The 16,171-nt window shown below is 37.6% G+C and carries 15 protein-coding genes; 13 read left to right on the top strand and 2 right to left on the bottom strand.

Annotation, left to right across the window (positions count from 1 at the left end):
- The first annotated feature begins 328 nt into the window (after window positions 1–328).
- The 6 genes from KI338_RS15850 (at window position 329) to KI338_RS15825 (ending at window position 6,692) form a co-directional block, all read left to right on the top strand.
- Window positions 329–1,423, top strand: a complete 1,095-nt coding sequence (locus tag KI338_RS15850; RefSeq protein WP_212921999.1) for a Leu/Phe/Val dehydrogenase — start codon at window positions 329–331, stop codon at window positions 1,421–1,423.
- Window positions 1,424–1,438: 15 nt separating this feature from the next.
- On the top strand, window positions 1,439–2,860 hold the full coding sequence (lpdA, locus tag KI338_RS15845) for a dihydrolipoyl dehydrogenase (RefSeq protein WP_212921998.1): 1,422 nt from the start codon (window positions 1,439–1,441) through the stop codon (window positions 2,858–2,860).
- Between the two features lie 35 nt (window positions 2,861–2,895).
- Window positions 2,896–3,888, top strand: coding sequence for a thiamine pyrophosphate-dependent dehydrogenase E1 component subunit alpha (locus KI338_RS15840; protein WP_212921997.1), 993 nt, complete (start codon window positions 2,896–2,898; stop codon window positions 3,886–3,888).
- Between the two features lie 15 nt (window positions 3,889–3,903).
- Complete coding sequence (locus tag KI338_RS15835) at window positions 3,904–4,887, top strand: alpha-ketoacid dehydrogenase subunit beta (RefSeq protein WP_212921996.1); 984 nt, start codon at window positions 3,904–3,906, stop codon at window positions 4,885–4,887.
- Window positions 4,888–4,906: 19 nt separating this feature from the next.
- Window positions 4,907–6,175: a dihydrolipoamide acetyltransferase family protein gene (locus KI338_RS15830; RefSeq protein WP_212921995.1), complete on the top strand. Its 1,269-nt coding sequence runs from the start codon at window positions 4,907–4,909 to the stop codon at window positions 6,173–6,175.
- A gap of 85 nt (window positions 6,176–6,260) precedes the next feature.
- Window positions 6,261–6,692, top strand: a complete 432-nt coding sequence (locus tag KI338_RS15825) for a BrxA/BrxB family bacilliredoxin (RefSeq protein WP_212921994.1) — start codon at window positions 6,261–6,263, stop codon at window positions 6,690–6,692.
- Between the two features lie 237 nt (window positions 6,693–6,929).
- On the opposite strand, the gene prli42 is transcribed toward KI338_RS15825, so the two are convergent.
- A complete protein-coding gene (gene prli42 / locus KI338_RS15820; RefSeq protein WP_212921993.1) occupies window positions 6,930–7,073 on the bottom strand; it encodes a stressosome-associated protein Prli42 in 144 nt (47 codons plus the stop codon).
- 157 nt (window positions 7,074–7,230) lie between these two features.
- Between prli42 and KI338_RS15815 the strand changes: the two genes are divergently transcribed.
- The 7 genes from KI338_RS15815 to KI338_RS15785 all read left to right on the top strand — a co-directional run bounded on the left by KI338_RS15815 (window position 7,231) and on the right by KI338_RS15785 (window position 14,750).
- The gene (locus tag KI338_RS15815) at window positions 7,231–8,880 is read left to right on the top strand and encodes an acyl-CoA mutase large subunit family protein (protein WP_212921992.1); all 1,650 of its coding nucleotides are present in this window, start codon (window positions 7,231–7,233) and stop codon (window positions 8,878–8,880) included.
- Between the two features lie 26 nt (window positions 8,881–8,906).
- Window positions 8,907–9,725: a methylmalonyl-CoA epimerase gene (mce, locus tag KI338_RS15810; RefSeq protein ID WP_212921991.1), complete on the top strand. Its 819-nt coding sequence runs from the start codon at window positions 8,907–8,909 to the stop codon at window positions 9,723–9,725.
- On the top strand, window positions 9,725–11,278 hold the full coding sequence (locus tag KI338_RS15805) for an acyl-CoA carboxylase subunit beta (RefSeq protein ID WP_212922046.1): 1,554 nt from the start codon (window positions 9,725–9,727) through the stop codon (window positions 11,276–11,278). The genes mce and KI338_RS15805 overlap by 1 nt, the downstream gene beginning before the upstream one ends.
- Before the next feature lie 18 nt (window positions 11,279–11,296).
- On the top strand, window positions 11,297–12,415 hold the full coding sequence (locus KI338_RS15800; protein WP_212921990.1) for a M20/M25/M40 family metallo-hydrolase: 1,119 nt from the start codon (window positions 11,297–11,299) through the stop codon (window positions 12,413–12,415).
- Window positions 12,416–12,729: 314 nt separating this feature from the next.
- On the top strand, window positions 12,730–13,050 hold the full coding sequence (locus KI338_RS15795; RefSeq protein ID WP_212921989.1) for a hypothetical protein: 321 nt from the start codon (window positions 12,730–12,732) through the stop codon (window positions 13,048–13,050).
- 22 nt (window positions 13,051–13,072) lie between these two features.
- The gene (locus KI338_RS15790) at window positions 13,073–13,378 is read left to right on the top strand and encodes a putative quinol monooxygenase (RefSeq protein ID WP_212921988.1); all 306 of its coding nucleotides are present in this window, start codon (window positions 13,073–13,075) and stop codon (window positions 13,376–13,378) included.
- A gap of 136 nt (window positions 13,379–13,514) precedes the next feature.
- Complete coding sequence (locus KI338_RS15785) at window positions 13,515–14,750, top strand: DNA polymerase IV (RefSeq protein WP_212921987.1); 1,236 nt, start codon at window positions 13,515–13,517, stop codon at window positions 14,748–14,750.
- 52 nt (window positions 14,751–14,802) lie between these two features.
- On the opposite strand, the gene KI338_RS15780 is transcribed toward KI338_RS15785, so the two are convergent.
- The gene (locus KI338_RS15780) at window positions 14,803–16,170 is read right to left on the bottom strand and encodes an aldehyde dehydrogenase (RefSeq protein ID WP_212921986.1); all 1,368 of its coding nucleotides are present in this window, start codon (window positions 16,168–16,170) and stop codon (window positions 14,803–14,805) included.
- Between the last annotated feature and the right edge of the window lies 1 nt (window position 16,171).

Here is a 16,171-nt window from a genome sequence, read left to right as displayed (position 1 = left end):
AAAATAAATAGATAAATTATTTATATTTGCCTAAATAGTAATGTTAACGTATGATAGAAAAGTAGAGTTTTCCTTGAAAAATAATAGCATGAAAAGCGCAATATTTTTTAATATTTAAAAAATATTTTTTTAAATATTAAAATTAAAGCGCTTACATTTTTTATTTACGAATGTTTTGTATTATAATGGTTAATAAGTAAAAAAAATTATACTCAAAACGATTATATTTTACGTCATGTTTGTATCATGATAATGTTAATAGCTCAAGCTGTTTAAGTAAGAGTTTATTATATAGATACTTTACCATTTATTTAAGGAGGAATTTACTATGGATATTTTTAAGAATATGGAAGTTTATGACTATGAACAAATCGTCTTTTGCCAAGATAAGAATTCGGGCCTAAAAGCAATTATTGCTATACATGATACGACATTAGGTCCAGCACTTGGTGGTACTAGAATGTGGACTTATGACTCTGAAGAAGAAGCGATCATCGATGCAATGCGTCTTGCAAAAGGTATGACATATAAAAACGCTGCAGCTGGACTGAACTTAGGTGGAGGTAAAACAGTCATTATTGGTGACCCAAGAACAGATAAAAATCCAGAAATGTTCCGTGCGTTCGGAAGATATATTCAAAGCTTAAATGGTAGATACATAACTGCTGAGGATGTAGGTACAACAGTTGAGGATATGGACCTAATTCATATGGAAACAGATTTTGTAACAGGTATTTCCCCTGAATTTGGTTCTTCGGGTAACCCGTCACCTGTAACAGCTTACGGTGTATATAAGGGAATTAAGGCTGCTGCATTAGAGGCATTTGGTAGTGATTCCTTAGAAGGAAAAACTGTTGCTGTACAAGGTGTAGGGAATGTAGCTTTTACATTATGTGAGTATTTACATAAGGAAGGCGTAAATCTAATTGTTACAGATATTAATAAAGCAGCAGTTGAACGTGCTGTTGAAGCATTTGATGCTAAAGCTGTTGATCCGAATGACATTTATGATGTTGATTGCGACATTTATGCACCTTGTGCACTTGGGGCAACAATCAATGATGATACGATTCCACGGTTGAAGGCTAAGGTAGTTGCTGGATCAGCAAACAATCAGTTAAAGTCTTCTGAGCATGGTGATATTCTATATGAAAAAGGGATTGTTTATGCTCCAGATTATGTAATAAACGCTGGTGGAGTGATTAACGTAGCGGATGAATTAAATGGTTATAACCAATCTAGAGCAATGAAAAAGGTCGAAGGAATTTATGATAGCCTTCTTCGCGTATTCGAAATTTCAAAACGTGATAATATACCTACGTATTTAGCTGCAGATAGAATGGCGGAAGAGCGAATTGAATCAGTAAGAAAATCTAGAGGTCAATTCTTAATAAATGGATTACACACGCTTAGCAGAAGGTAAAAAGGGGAGAATCAAATGACACAGGAATATGATTTAGTTGTTCTTGGTGGAGGAACCGGTGGTTATGTGGCTGCCATTCGTGCTTCTCAGCTTGGCAAGAAGGTTGCTGTAGTAGAAAAAAGTGACTTAGGCGGTACGTGTTTGCATAGGGGATGTATTCCATCTAAAGCGTTATTGAGAAGTGCAGAAGTCTATAGACAAACAAAAAATGCTAGTGAGTACGGAATTACTACTAGTGATATACAATTGGACTTTTTACAAGTTCAGCAACGAAAGAATTCGATTGTAGGGACCTTGCATAAGGGTGTTACAGCACTTATGAAGAAGGGTAAAATTGATGTCTTTCATGGATATGGAAGAATTCTTGGACCGAGTATTTTTTCACCACTGCCAGGAACTATTTCGATTGAGTATGCAAATGGTGAGGAAAATACGATGTTAGTTCCGAAAAATGTTCTTATTGCAACAGGTTCCTCGCCAAGAACGCTACCCGGCTTAGATATTGACGGGGATTATGTGATGAGTTCAGATGAGGCATTGCAAATGGATAGCCTACCGAAATCCATCATTATCATCGGTGGAGGAGTCATTGGAATCGAATGGGCATCGATGTTAGCTGATTTCGGTACAGAGGTAACTGTAGTTGAATATCTGGATCAGATTTTACCAACAGAAGATATGGATGTAGCACGTGAGGTAGAAAAGCTTCTTAAACGCAAAGGAGTAACCTTTGTGAAAGGGGCAAAAGTATTACCTGAAACATTGGTAAAGGATAAGGGTGTTTCTATAGAAGCAGAATTAGCTGGAGAGAAAAAGGCATTTTCAGCTGATAAAATTTTAGTTTCTGTTGGCAGACAAGCAAACACAACAAATGTTGGAATTGAGAATACAGATATTGTGCTAGAAAAGGGATATATTAAAACCTCGGAATTTTATCAAACAAAGGAGTCACATATATATGCAATCGGTGATGTTATAGGTGGAATGCAGCTTGCCCATGTCGCATCACATGAGGGCATTATTGCGGTTGAACATATGTTTGGATGCAATCCAGAACCAATCAATTATGATAATATTCCTGCTTGTATTTATTCGAATCCCGAAGCAGCAAGTGTTGGATTAACTGAAAAACAGGCAAAAGAGAAAGGATTTTCCGTTAAAGTAGGAAAATTTCCATTCAAGGCTATCGGAAAGGCGCTAGTTTACGGGGAATCAGATGGATTTGTGAAAATTATAATGAATCAAGAAAATGAGGATTTGCTTGGAATTCATATGGTAGGTCCACATGTGACCGACTTAATTTCTGAAGCAGGACTTGCAAAAGTATTGGATGCTACACCGTGGGAAATCTCACATACGATCCATCCACATCCTACGCTTTCAGAAATTATGGGGGAAGCAGCGCTAGCAGTTGAAGGATTACAAATTCACGGTTAAGATAAGTTTAATTAGTAAAGGGAGGGACTTTTTAAATGACTACAAATCGTCATGATGCACTCGGGTTATCCGATGAACAAGTACTCGACATGTACAAAACGATGCTATTAGCGAGAAAATTAGATGAAAGAATGTGGCTACTAAATCGTGCAGGTAAAATTCCATTTGTTATCTCTTGTCAGGGACAGGAGGCTGCGCAGGTTGGAGCTGCTTTTGCATTAGATCGTAAAGATGACTACGTAGCCCCTTACTATCGCGATATGGGCGTAGTTCTTGCTTTTGGTATGACAGCAAAAGAGTTGATGCTTTCTGCTTTTGCTAAGGCAGAGGATCCTAATTCTGGCGGTCGCCAAATGCCAAGCCATTTTGGACAAAAAAAGAATAGAATTTTAACAGGATCATCGCCTGTTACAACACAGGTTCCGCATGCTGTTGGAGTGGCTTTGGCAGCTAAGATGGAAAACAAACAATTTGTTTCATTCGTAACCCTGGGGGAAGGATCCTCTAACCAAGGTGATTTTCATGAAGGATTAAATTTTGCTGGTGTGCACAAATTACCTGTAATTACTATGGTAGAAAATAATAAATATGCTATCTCTGTACCAATAGAAAAGCAGTTAGGTAACCCTAAGGTTTCTGACCGAGCGTTAGGCTATGGTTTTCCAGGTTACACGGTAGATGGTAATGATCCACTGGAAGTATATAAAGCTGTTAAGGAAGCCCGTGAACGTGCATTAAATGGAGAGGGTCCAACACTTATTGAGGCTGTATCTTATCGATTGACTGCTCACTCAAGTGATGATGATGATCGAGCATATCGTGATCGTGATGAAGTTGAGGAAGCGAAAAAGCTTGACTCTATTTTTACCTTTGCGGGTTATCTGAAGGAATTAAATATCTTAACAGATGATTTAGAGAAGGAAATTACGAATGAAATAAATAATATTGTCAATGAAGCAACGGATTATGCTGAAAATGCACCTTATGCAGAACCTGAATCAGCATTAAAGTATGTTTACGAGGAGTAAGAGGGAGGGAATAACATGCCAGTAATGTCATATATTCAAGCGATAACAGCTGCTCTACGGGAAGAAATGCAGCGAGATGAGAAGGTTTTTATACTAGGGGAAGACGTTGGAAAAAAAGGTGGCGTGTTCAAAGCGACTGAAGGCTTATATGATGAATTTGGAGAATATCGTGTATTGGACACTCCTTTAGCAGAATCAGCAATAGCTGGTGTTGGAATAGGTGCAGCAATGTATGGCATGCGTCCAGTAGCAGAGATGCAATTCGCAGACTTTATCATGCCAGCTGTAAATCAAATCATTTCTGAAGCTGCAAGAATTCGCTATCGTTCTAATAACGATTGGAACTGTCCAATTGTTGTTCGTGCCCCATATGGTGGAGGTGTACATGGTGCACTGTACCATTCGCAATCTGTGGAAGCAATTTTCGCTAACCAACCAGGATTAAAAATTGTAATGCCTTCAACCCCCTATGATGCAAAAGGTTTGTTAAAGGCTGCTATTCGAGATAATGACCCTGTTCTATTTTTTGAGCATAAACGTGCGTATCGTCTTTTAAAGGGTGAGGTACCAGAGGATGATTATGTACTTCCAATAGGTAAGGCCGATGTAAAACGTGAAGGCTCTGATATCACAGTTATTACATATGGATTATGTGTTCATTTTGCTTTACAAGCTGCTGAAAAGCTAGCTGAGGAAGGGATTGACGCACATATACTTGATTTGCGTACAGTCTATCCATTAGATAAAGAAGCAATTATTGAAGCGGCGAAAAAGACAGGCAAGGTACTATTAGTAACGGAAGACAACAAGGAAGGTAGCGTCATTGGTGAAGTTGCTGCTATTATTGCAGAAAACTGCTTATTCGATCTGGATGCACCAATTCAAAGGTTAGCAGGACCGGATGTTCCTGCAATGCCTTATGCACCAACGATGGAAAAATTCTTTATGATGAATCCTGATAAAATTGAAAAAGCGATGCGTGAGCTTGCTGAGTTCTAATTAGATAGGAGGGATAGAATTGGCAACAGAAAAAATTACCATGCCACAGCTTGGTGAAAGTGTGACAGAGGGAACGATTAGTTCTTGGCTTGTCAAAGTTGGGGACCATGTAAATAAGTATGATCCTATTGCTGAGGTCATGACAGATAAAGTAAATGCAGAAGTACCATCATCCTTCACCGGGACTGTTAAAGAGCTTACTGTACAAGAGGGAGACACGGTTGCTGTTGGGGAATTAATATGCTATATCGAAACAGAAGGTAATGGAGAGAATATAGTAGGAGCAGCTCTTGAACAAGAGGTGACTACTAGTAAGGCGAAAGAGGACCTAAATAGTGATCAATCGATGAAAAAACGCTATTCTCCGGCAGTTTTGCGTATGGCTCAAGAAAATAACATTGATTTAGAACTGGTTACAGGAACTGGCCGTGGAGGAAGAATTACAAGAAAGGATATTGAGCAGATTATTTCTACTGGTCAACTACCTACTGCGGTAGAATCCGCTAAACCGGAAGCTAAACTAGAAGAACCGGTAATTAATACTACAGTATCGAAGACAACACAATCAACACATTCTACCACACAGGCTGGAGATATTGAGATTCCTGTTACAGGTATACGTAAAGTTATAGCACAAAACATGGTACGCTCTAAAACCGAAATTCCACATGCTTGGATGATGGTTGAAGTGGATGTGACTGATTTAGTTAATTATCGAAATAAAATTAAAACAGAATTTAAGCAAAACGAGGGCTATAATCTAACCTATTTTGCATTCTTTGTAAAAGCTGTAGCACAAGCACTGAAGAAGTTCCCACAAATAAATAGCATGTGGGCAGGAGATAAAATTATTCAGCGTAAGGATATAAACCTATCCATTGCAGTTGCAAAGGACCAAGAATTATTTGTCCCTGTAATTAAGAATGCGGATGAAAAGAGTATTAAGGGAATTGCCCGCGAAATTAATGAACTTGCGAATAAAGCACGTACGAACAAGCTTACTGCAGATGATATGCAAGGTGGAACATTTACGGTTAACAATACAGGGTCCTTTGGTTCTGTTCAGTCAATGGGTGTAATCAACCATCCGCAAGCTGCAATTTTACAGGTTGAATCGATTGTGAAAAAGCCTGTTATTATTAATAATATGTTTGCAGCAAGGGATATGGTTAATTTATGTTTATCATTGGACCACCGGATTTTGGATGGACTAATTTGTGGTCAATTCTTAGCTTATGTTAAGGAGATTTTAGAAAACATGAATGAAAATACGGTTCAAGTCTATTAATTCAGGCTTTTTAGTTTGAATTTAATGGATAAACTTGATAACCTATTGATAGATTTATTTATTCTTAACATAAGGAGTGTCTTAAATGGATTTTAATCTATTTATGAATGATATTGTGGATGCTGCACGTAAAGATATAGTAGAAGCGGGCTATGAGGATTTAAGAAGCCCTGAAGAAGTAGAAGCTGCACTAAATCGTGAAGGTACCACATTAGTTCTTATTAATTCAACCTGTGGTTGTGCTGGTGGTGTAGCTCGTCCAGCAGCTATTAATGCGATAAACTATGATAAGCGTCCAGAGCATTTAGTTACAGTGTTTGCTGGTCAAGATCGTGAAGCGACGGAAAAGGCAAGAACATATTTTGAAGGTTATCCACCTTCTTCACCATCATTTGCGTTGTTAAAGGATGGTAAAATCGTTACCATGTTAGAGCGCCATGACATTGAAGGACATAGTGCTGTAGAAGTGATGAGCAGATTACAACAACTATTCGATGAGCATTGTGAAGAAGTATAAATAGATAAACCAAATAAGGCTGTCTCTATATAGGGTCAGCCTTATTTTCGCTTTAAACCCAATTAAGGTAGTAGCGGACTTGAAGTTGTTATAATATAATTAATAGTTGTAACTAATCATAAATTTACTTGATTCTTTAGGAGATTACGACAACTTTAGATTTCCGTCTTTGGGGAAGCTATGTTAGATTGTTTGAAAAATAAAAGACTGGATATATAATCCAGCCATTGATTCATATTATAAATTGATTACAAATGCTAATCCATAGGTTATGGTTGAGACAACCATTGCAATAATCATAATATATACAGCTAATCTCATTCTTCGTTCACGTTTTGATCTTCTTCTTGGAGCAGGTTTAATGTTTTGCTTTGAAGCCATCCGTTTGTCCTCCTTACATCCCATATGCTAATTGTATTTTATCGTTAAAATGGGTTAAGGACAAGTAAAATATTAGAATAGCCATTCTTAAATTATTAATTTTCCTAATATTTGCCTTAGTATTAAGGTTCTTTTTTTAGAGATAGGGGGAACTAGTATGACAATTAATCAAAAGGATAACGAAAAAAAATGGAAGGATTCCGTTGAAGAAACATTAAAGCGCTTTCCTGAGCGGAAAGAAGTATTTCAAACTAGCTCGAGTATACCTGTCGATAGACTCTATTACCATGAAAATGATAGCGATTACAATGAAAGGTTAGGCTTTCCAGGAGAATATCCGTATACACGGGGCATCCAGTCCACGATGTATCGAAGTAAGTATTGGACAATGCGTCAATATGCTGGCTTTGGTTCTGCAACTGAAACAAACAAACGCTTTCGTTATTTATTGGAGCAAGGACAAACTGGTTTATCTGTTGCTTTCGATTTGCCGACACAAATTGGTTACGATTCCGATGATCCAATGGCAGAGGGAGAAGTGGGAAGGGTTGGTGTAGCCATAGACACTTTACACGACATGGAGGCACTTCTTGACCAAATTCCCTTAGATAAGGTTAGTACGTCTATGACCATCAATTCTCCAGCATCCATTTTACTATGTATGTATATTGCGGTAGGTGAGAAGCAAGGAGTTCCTATCAATAAATTAACTGGAACTATTCAAAATGATATTTTAAAGGAATATATCGCACGTGGTACTTATATTTTTCCGCCAAAACCGTCCATGCGACTTATTACCAATATTTTTGAGTACTGCCAGCAAAATGTTCCGAAATTCAATACAATTAGTATTTCTGGTTATCATATCCGCGAGGCAGGATCCACAGCAGTCCAAGAGGTAGCCTTTACGATTGCGAATGGTATGGCATATGTGGATGCTGCTATTGCCTCAGGATTGGATGTTGATTCGTTTGCACCTAGACTAGCATTTTTCTTTAATGCCCATAACAATTTTTTTGAAGAGATTGCTAAATTTAGAGCTGCTAGGAGAATTTGGGCGAGGATTATGAAAGAGCACTACCAAGCGAAAAATCCAAAGAGCTGGAAGTTACGTTTTCATACGCAAACAGGTGGTTCTACGCTTACTGCACAACAGCCGGATAATAATATCGTCCGAGTTACCCTGCAAGCTTTAGCGGCTGTATTAGGAGGTACGCAGAGCTTACATACGAACTCTCGTGATGAGGCATTGGCTTTACCAACAGAAGAGTCTGCACGTATTGCGCTTCGAACACAACAAATAATAGCTCATGAAAGTGGTGTTGCAGACACGATTGACCCGTTAGGTGGTTCATATTTTATCGAAGCATTAACAGACAAGATTGAATCCGAAGTAACTATTTATTTAAAACAAATTGAAGAACTAGGCGGTGCAGTCTCAGCCGTTGAAGAAGGATTTATGCAACGGGAAATACATCGGACAGCATATGAAACGCAAAAGCGAATTGAAAGCGAAGAAGAAGTTATCGTTGGTTTAAATAAATACAAAATTGATGAAGAGGTAAATCCAGAGTTATTAAAAGTAGATGAAAAACTAGAGCGGGAACAAAAGGCTGCTCTACAGGAGAGAAAGCTAAATCGAGATAAAGACTTAGTAAATAGTACATTAAAACAATTAGAATGGGCAGCTAAAAATCCGGAAGAAAATCTCATTCCATATATTTTGAATGCAGTGAAAGCCTATGCGTCAGTTGGAGAGATTTGTAATGTGTTACGTAGGGAATTTGGAGAGTATGGAAGCATCTAGAGACAAGTGGGGAAGGAGATTGTAAGATGGGGAAAATAAGAGTGTTGATTGCAAAACCAGGACTAGATGGACATGACAGAGGTGCATTAGTTATTGCACAAGGGCTTCGTGATCATGGCATGGAGGTTATTTATACAGGGCTAAGACAATCACCTGCACAAATAGCGAATGCAGCAGTACAAGAGGATGTAGACATTGTTGGACTATCTTCTTTATCTGGAGCCCATTTGACTCTGTTTCCAAAGGTTATCGAAGAGCTTAAGGCATTAAATGCAAGTGACATTCCCGTCATTGGTGGAGGGGTAATACCTGCTGAAGATATTCCTGTACTAATAGAAAAAGGGATTAACAATATATTTACTAGTGGTTCATCCATCGAAGAACTAGCAAATTACATTATCAAACTCGTAGGAGATGAAAAGATTACACCACCAAAAAAAATCTCGCATATTGGCATTGCAGTTCATTCCATTGAACAAACATTACCATTTTATAGGAATACGTTGGGGCTTGTGCTTGAGGGGATGGAAGAAGTAGCCTCAGAGTTTGTCAAGGTAGCTTTTTTGAGGATAGGTGACACTCGCTTTGAACTGCTAGAACCAACAAGTGAGTCATCAGCGATCTACAAATTTCTTGAGAAAAAAGGAGAGGGAGTCCATCATATCGCTCTAGGGATAGAAGATATCAAGGAGAGAATCAGGCAATATTCGAAAAATGGGATTCAATTTATTAATACCGAACCAAAGCCTGGTGCTCATCAAACGAAGATAGCATTCATGCATCCAAGATCAACTCATGGCGTACTTTTTGAGTTAACAGAAGAATCTGGAGGTAAGGATCAATGATGGATATGTTCGATAAAATAAATGAGCTATATGATAAAAGAAGAATTGCAGAGCTAGGTGGTGGAGATGAGCGGATTGAAAAGCAGCATGCAAAAGGCAAAATGACCGCAAGAGAAAGAATTGATTATTTACTTGATGATGGAAGCTTTGTTGAGTTGAATACATTTATAGAAAACCGTGGAACTGATTTTGATATGAATGGGTCAAATGGTGCGGGTGATGGTGTTGTTACAGGCTATGGAAAAATCAATGGACGCCCTGTATATTTATTTGCACAGGACTTTACACTTTATGGTGGAGCTTTAGGAGAGATGCACGGGAAAAAGATAGCAGCTGTTATGGATCTAGCAGCAAAAAATGGTGTTCCATTTATCGGATTAAATGATTCAGGTGGTGCTAGAATACAGGAGGGTGTATCCTCTTTGGACGGATATGGACAAGTATTTTACAGAAATTCCATTTACTCTGGCTATATCCCACAAATTTCTGTTATTATGGGACCAAGTGCTGGTGGAGCGGTTTATTCCCCTGCCATTACGGATTTTGTGATTATGGTGGAAAAGACTTCACAAATGTTTATCACGGGTCCTAAGGTTATCGAAACAGTGACTGGTGAAAAAATAACCTCCGAAGACTTAGGTGGTGCACATATCCATAATAGTAAAAGTGGAAATGCCCATTTTAAAGCGAAAACAGAGGAAGAGGCATTAGATCATGTGAAAAAGTTACTTTCTTATCTACCAAGTAATAATACGGAGAAGCCTGCTATAACAGAATATCACGATGACCAACTCGAGGATTATCGTCCGGAGTTAGTAGATATAGTCCCGTTTGATGCAACTCGTCCATACGATATTAAAAATGTTATTCAACAAGTGGTAGATGAAGGTAGTTTTTATGAAATACATTCTGAATTTGCTAAAAATATTGTGGTTGGATTTGCGAGAATACACGGACAAACAGTAGGATTAGTTTGTAACCAACCGAAACATCTTGCTGGTGGATTAGACATTGATTCGAGTGATAAAGCTGCTCGATTTATTCGATTTTGTGATTGCTTTAATATTCCTATCATTACATTTGAGGATGTTACAGGCTTCTTTCCTGGCATAAAACAGGAGCATGGTGGTATCATACGTCATGGAGCGAAAATATTGTATGCTTATTCAGAGGCAACTGTACCAAAACTAACAGTGATTGTTCGAAAAGCATATGGTGGTGCATATGTGGCATTAAATAGTAAGTCAATTGGTGCTGATTTAGTATTTTCATGGCCGAATGCGGAAATTGCGGTTATGGGGCCAGAAGGTGCAGCTAATATTATTTTTGCGAAGGAAATAGCAGCTAGCGAGGATCCTGAAAAAACACGTCAGGAAAAAATAAATATTTATCGCGATAAGTTTGCAAATCCGTATATTGCTGCTAAGCTAGGGATGGTGGATGATGTCATTGACCCTAGAGAAACACGAATAAAGCTTATTCAAGGTCTTGAAATGCTTTATCATAAACAAGAGGATAGACCAAGTAAAAAGCATGGTAATATTCCTCTTTAAATTAGGAGGTAAGTCATCATGGTAAATCAAGACAGATTAGTAAATGAATTCATGGAACTCGTTCAAGTGGACTCAGAAACAGGCTTTGAGGAAGAAATTGCAAAAGTACTAAAAAAGAAATTTACAGACCTCGGCGTAGCGGTTGTCGAGGACAATGCAAAGGAAATAACAGGGCATGGGGCAAATAATTTAATTTGTACGCTAAAAGGTACAAAGGCTGATGCCACTCCAATTTATTTTACATCCCATATGGATACGGTAGTTCCTGGTAAGGGAATTAAACCGCAGATTAAAGATGGATATATTGTTTCAGATGGAACAACTATTTTAGGATCGGATGATAAAGCAGGTCTTGCTGCAATATTGGAAGCGATTCGTGTCATTCAAGAAAATAATATCGAACATGGTGATGTTCAATTTGTTATTACAGTGGGAGAGGAATCGGGACTAGTAGGAGCTAAGGCTATTGATCCATCTATGATTTACGCTAAATTTGGTTATGCATTAGACAGTGATGGCGATGTTGGGGACATTATTGTTGCCGCACCTACACAAGCTAAAATTAACACAATCATAAAAGGAAAAACAGCACATGCAGGCGTGGCACCTGAAAAGGGAGTATCAGCTATTACGATAGCGGCAAAGGCTATCGCCAAAATGCCACTAGGACGTATTGATGAGGAGACTACAGCGAATATTGGTCGATTTGAAGGTGGAAAGCAGACGAATATTGTTGTAGATCATGTAGAAATTCTAGCTGAAGCACGTTCGCTTGTACCCGAAAAAATGGAAGCACAGGTAGCCAAAATGAAGGAAGCCTTTGAATCTGCTGCTAATGAAATGGGTGGAGAAGCTATCGTAGATATTAAAGTAATGTATCCTGGGTTTAAACAAGAGGCAGGAGATGAGGTTGTCGAGATAGCAAGGAGTGCAGCAAAAGCTATTGGTAGAGAGAGTAAGCTATTAAGAAGTGGTGGCGGAAGTGATGCTAATGTCATTGCTGGTTTTGGTATTCCAACAGTTAATTTAGCGGTTGGATATGAAGAAATCCATACAACTAATGAACGAATTCCAGTTAATGAATTAGTTAAAGTTACCGAGCTTGTTGCTGCCATTATTCAAGAGGTTGCAAAATAGTAAAATAAAATATGTAAAAGCGGTTCTTACCATCGAGTGGGTAAGAACCGCTTTTCTTATGCAACTATTTATTAGGGAAAATGCTATTAAAATTGAGTATGATTAATTCTATGGTTCAACTGGTTCCCTATATAAGCATTAATAATTATATATTATCCAAATCTTTTAATAATTGCACAAACATTTATGATAAACTAAAACTACAAAGATGTAATCACTCAATGATGAAATTAGGAAGCGGAATTTATTGAAGAAGCTGGCTTTATTGTAGAATTGTGAATGCATGTAATGATGAGTGATAGGGGGAAGGATTAATGAAAAAAATGATTGGAATGACGGTTGCTATAGCAATAATTATTGCAATTCTCGTATGGGTCACCAGTATAATCTTTTCATTTCCATATTTGGGTTGGAATTTCTTCATTGGATTAGGCCTGTCTTTTATCCTGTTTTTTTTCAATAGTAAAGGAGGATTCTTTACCAAGTCATCAGCATTAGAAGCAAGCTCTGGAGATATAAGATATACGTATGGAAACAATGATATAAAAGCAAATGTTGGTGTCGTTTTCTATGGTTCGGTGTTATACACTTCTGTTTGCCTTATACATATGATTATTCTTTATGTAATAGACTAGACAAAGTTAGGAGAGAAGTAAAATGAATAAGTTCGGATTATTTGGTAAGTTTATCGCTAAAGATGGTGATCGTGATAAGCTTGTCGCAATTTTATTGGAAGCAGCAGCGTCTATGCAAAGCCTAGAAGAATGCGAAATCTATCATGTGAGTATTTCAGAGGACGAGCCAAACGCTATATTTGTGTATGAGGTTTGGTCAGATCAAACAGCTCATCAGGAATCTTTATCACTGGAATCAACTAAAAAACTCATCACACATGCAAAAACAATGATTACTGGAATGGAGAGAATTAGTACACTTATCCCTATAGGTGGCAAAGTAAGTTAATTCGGCCTTCGGTTAACTATTGAGATTCGCAGATGTTCTTACCAAATAGAACGCTATTAATAACAGCTTATCCCAAGCTTTCTAATTGTGATATAATTAAACTAGAAACAACTGTTCGAGAAGGTGACTAGCTGAAATGAACGCTAATAAAGCTCGGGTTATTTTTCATGTTGATATGAATAGCTTCTATGCTTCAGTGGAGATGGCGTATGAACCTATGTTAAAAGGGAAGCCACTTGCTGTTGCTGGCAATCCTGAGGAACGAAAAGGAATAATTATTACTAGTAATTACGAGGCACGTGCCAAAGGGGTTAAAACCACAATGCCAATTTGGCAGGCAAGAAAATTATGCCCAGAGCTAATAATACGCACACCAAATTTTGAACGATATCGCTATGCATCTAGAGAAATTTTTAAAAGATTAAATGCAATATCACCCTTCGTTGAACCGGTATCGATCGATGAAGGGTATATGGATGTTACCGATGTAGTAGATCCAAAGAATACGATTCAACTCGCAGAAGATTTACAAAAAAAAATATTGAATGAATTAGATTTACCTTGCAGTATCGGTATTGCTCCGAATAAGTTCTTAGCAAAAATGGCTTCTGATATGAAAAAACCGCTGGGTATTACAGTGTTGCGAAAACGTGATATTCCTTATAAATTATGGCCAATGCCAGTCGGTGAGATGTATGGGGTAGGGAAGAAGACCGCTGAAAAGCTAATTGCTATTGACATTCATACGATTGGAGATTTAGCAGCAGCTGATGTTTATCAATTAAAACAGATACTAGGTATTAACGGTGAGCGATTAAGAAATCGAGCTAATGGAATTGATCTTCGTGCAGTAGATCCGGATGCTGTAAATGAGTTTAAAAGTATAGGCAGTTCTGAAACACTCCCAATGGATACAACAAATGAGCTGGAAATAAGAAGTCTATTATCCGCATTAGCCGAGAATGTGGAAATACGGATGAAGCGGAAACAGGTTGCTGGTGGGACAGTCCAAATTACAGTTCGTTATCATGACCGGAAGACTATTACAAGAAGTAAAAAACTGTTAAATTTTATCGAAAAAAAAGAAGATATTTTAAAGGTAGCACTAGAATTATTTAATTCACATTGGAATCAAGAACCAATACGTTTATTAGGGATAACCGTTTCGGATATGGAAGAAAAACAGAATATTGTAAAGCAGTTAGACTTATTTACGTACAAAAAGGAAGCAGAAAAGGAAAAGCTTTATGATGCAATTGATGAGTTAACACAAAAATTCGGGAAAAATCCATTTGTTGATATTAAAGCGGTTGATAATCATCAACCAAGAACAAGCTTTCAAAAGGACTTTTTAGATGATTATAAAAAATAGGGGAAAGGCTCTGAACGCTTCTAACGCCTTACCCCTATTATTGTATTAAAAACTATTTCATTACTTTTTTAATAATGGAAAATGCTAGTTTTCCTCCTGGGTAACGTAATGGTAAATCGAATTTGGTTGTTTGCTTTAGAATGCTTTTACGATGAGAAAATGTTTCAAAGCTATATTTGCCGTGATATGCTCCCATTCCACTTGCACCGACTCCCCCGAATGGCAGATTTGGGTTTGCTAAATGGTATAACGTATCATTAATACATCCGCCACCAAAGGATAACTTAGTTATTACTTTTTCTTGATTCTTTTCTTTTTCGCCAAAATAGTACAGTGCTAACGGTTTATCCATTGTTTTTAATGTCCTTATGACTTCTTCCAAGTCTTCAAATGATAAAACCGGTAGAATTGGACCAAATATTTCCTCCTGCATGACAGGGTCGTTCCAAGTAATGTGATCGATAATAGTCGGTTCGATTTTTAATTGGTTTCTATCAATGTTTCCACCCTGCACAATGGTCCCATTCTCTAAATATGTCAATAAGCGGTTAAAATGGTTTTCATTAATTATTCTTACATAATCATCATTACCTAATGGGTTCTTTTTATATAAGCTTTTTAACTGTTTTTTCATTTCTTTTAATAGCTTATCTTTGATTTTAGAGTGTATATAAAGAAAGTCTGGGGCGACACAGGTTTGACCAGCATTAGTAAATTTCCCCCAAACAATACGTTTAGCGGAAAGCTCAATATTCGCATCTCTATCAATAATCGCAGGACTCTTGCCACCAAGCTCTAGAGTAACAGGGGTTAGATGCTTACTAGCTTCGCGCATAATAATTTTTCCTACAGCGGTACTTCCAGTAAAGAAAATATAGTCAAATTTTTCCTGTAATAGTTGTTCACTAACTTCCTTTGCTCCTTCTACAACAGCAATGTATTTAGGGTCAAAGGTCTCTCTCATCATTTTTGCAAGCAGAGAAGAGGAGGATTGGCTATATTCAGACGGCTTTATAATTACTGTATTTCCAGCAGATATTGCCCCAATTACAGGTGCAATTGCCAATTGCAAAGGATAATTCCATGGCGAAATGACTAAGGTGACACCGTAAGGCTCTTTTCGGATAAAGCTTTTGGTTCCTTTATGAGTTATTGGGGCATCACAAGATTCATCCTCCATCCAATCTTTAAGATGTTTCTCAGTATGCTTAATTTCATTAAAGAGAAACCCTAATTCGGTAGTAAAGGATTCATATTTTGATTTGTTTAAGTCCTGCTTTAAGGCGCGGTAAATATTTTTCTCATAGTTCTCTAACATGGATCTCAGTTTTCGTAATTGGTTTATACGAAATCGATAATCGAGCGTTTCTCCGCTTAAAAAGTAATCTCGCTGACTTTGTACTAATGCTTGAATAGTCATC

This window comes from Ornithinibacillus bavariensis, from assembly GCF_018333235.1.
GTDB classification, from domain to species: Bacteria; Bacillota; Bacilli; order Bacillales; family Amphibacillaceae; genus Ornithinibacillus; species Ornithinibacillus bavariensis.
The sequence above is the reverse complement of the archived record's forward strand: the minus strand, read 5'-3'. Positions and strand labels throughout refer to the sequence as shown.

What these genes read in the sequence shown, in the direction of transcription:
- mce (WP_212921991.1), top strand. Translation starts at nt 8,907, where the DNA reads ATGGGGAAAATAAGAGTGTTGATTGCAAAACCAGGACTAGATGGACAT.
- KI338_RS15780 (WP_212921986.1), bottom strand. Translation starts at nt 16,170, where the DNA reads ATGACTATTCAAGCATTAGTACAAAGTCAGCGAGATTACTTTTTAAGC.
- KI338_RS15805 (WP_212922046.1), top strand. Translation starts at nt 9,725, where the DNA reads ATGGATATGTTCGATAAAATAAATGAGCTATATGATAAAAGAAGAATT.
- KI338_RS15825 (WP_212921994.1), top strand. Translation starts at nt 6,261, where the DNA reads ATGGATTTTAATCTATTTATGAATGATATTGTGGATGCTGCACGTAAA.
- lpdA (WP_212921998.1), top strand. Translation starts at nt 1,439, where the DNA reads ATGACACAGGAATATGATTTAGTTGTTCTTGGTGGAGGAACCGGTGGT.
- KI338_RS15790 (WP_212921988.1), top strand. Translation starts at nt 13,073, where the DNA reads ATGAATAAGTTCGGATTATTTGGTAAGTTTATCGCTAAAGATGGTGAT.
- KI338_RS15795 (WP_212921989.1), top strand. Translation starts at nt 12,730, where the DNA reads ATGAAAAAAATGATTGGAATGACGGTTGCTATAGCAATAATTATTGCA.
- KI338_RS15785 (WP_212921987.1), top strand. Translation starts at nt 13,515, where the DNA reads ATGAACGCTAATAAAGCTCGGGTTATTTTTCATGTTGATATGAATAGC.
- KI338_RS15800 (WP_212921990.1), top strand. Translation starts at nt 11,297, where the DNA reads ATGGTAAATCAAGACAGATTAGTAAATGAATTCATGGAACTCGTTCAA.
- KI338_RS15850 (WP_212921999.1), top strand. Translation starts at nt 329, where the DNA reads ATGGATATTTTTAAGAATATGGAAGTTTATGACTATGAACAAATCGTC.
- KI338_RS15835 (WP_212921996.1), top strand. Translation starts at nt 3,904, where the DNA reads ATGCCAGTAATGTCATATATTCAAGCGATAACAGCTGCTCTACGGGAA.
- KI338_RS15840 (WP_212921997.1), top strand. Translation starts at nt 2,896, where the DNA reads ATGACTACAAATCGTCATGATGCACTCGGGTTATCCGATGAACAAGTA.
- KI338_RS15815 (WP_212921992.1), top strand. Translation starts at nt 7,231, where the DNA reads ATGACAATTAATCAAAAGGATAACGAAAAAAAATGGAAGGATTCCGTT.
- prli42 (WP_212921993.1), bottom strand. Translation starts at nt 7,073, where the DNA reads ATGGCTTCAAAGCAAAACATTAAACCTGCTCCAAGAAGAAGATCAAAA.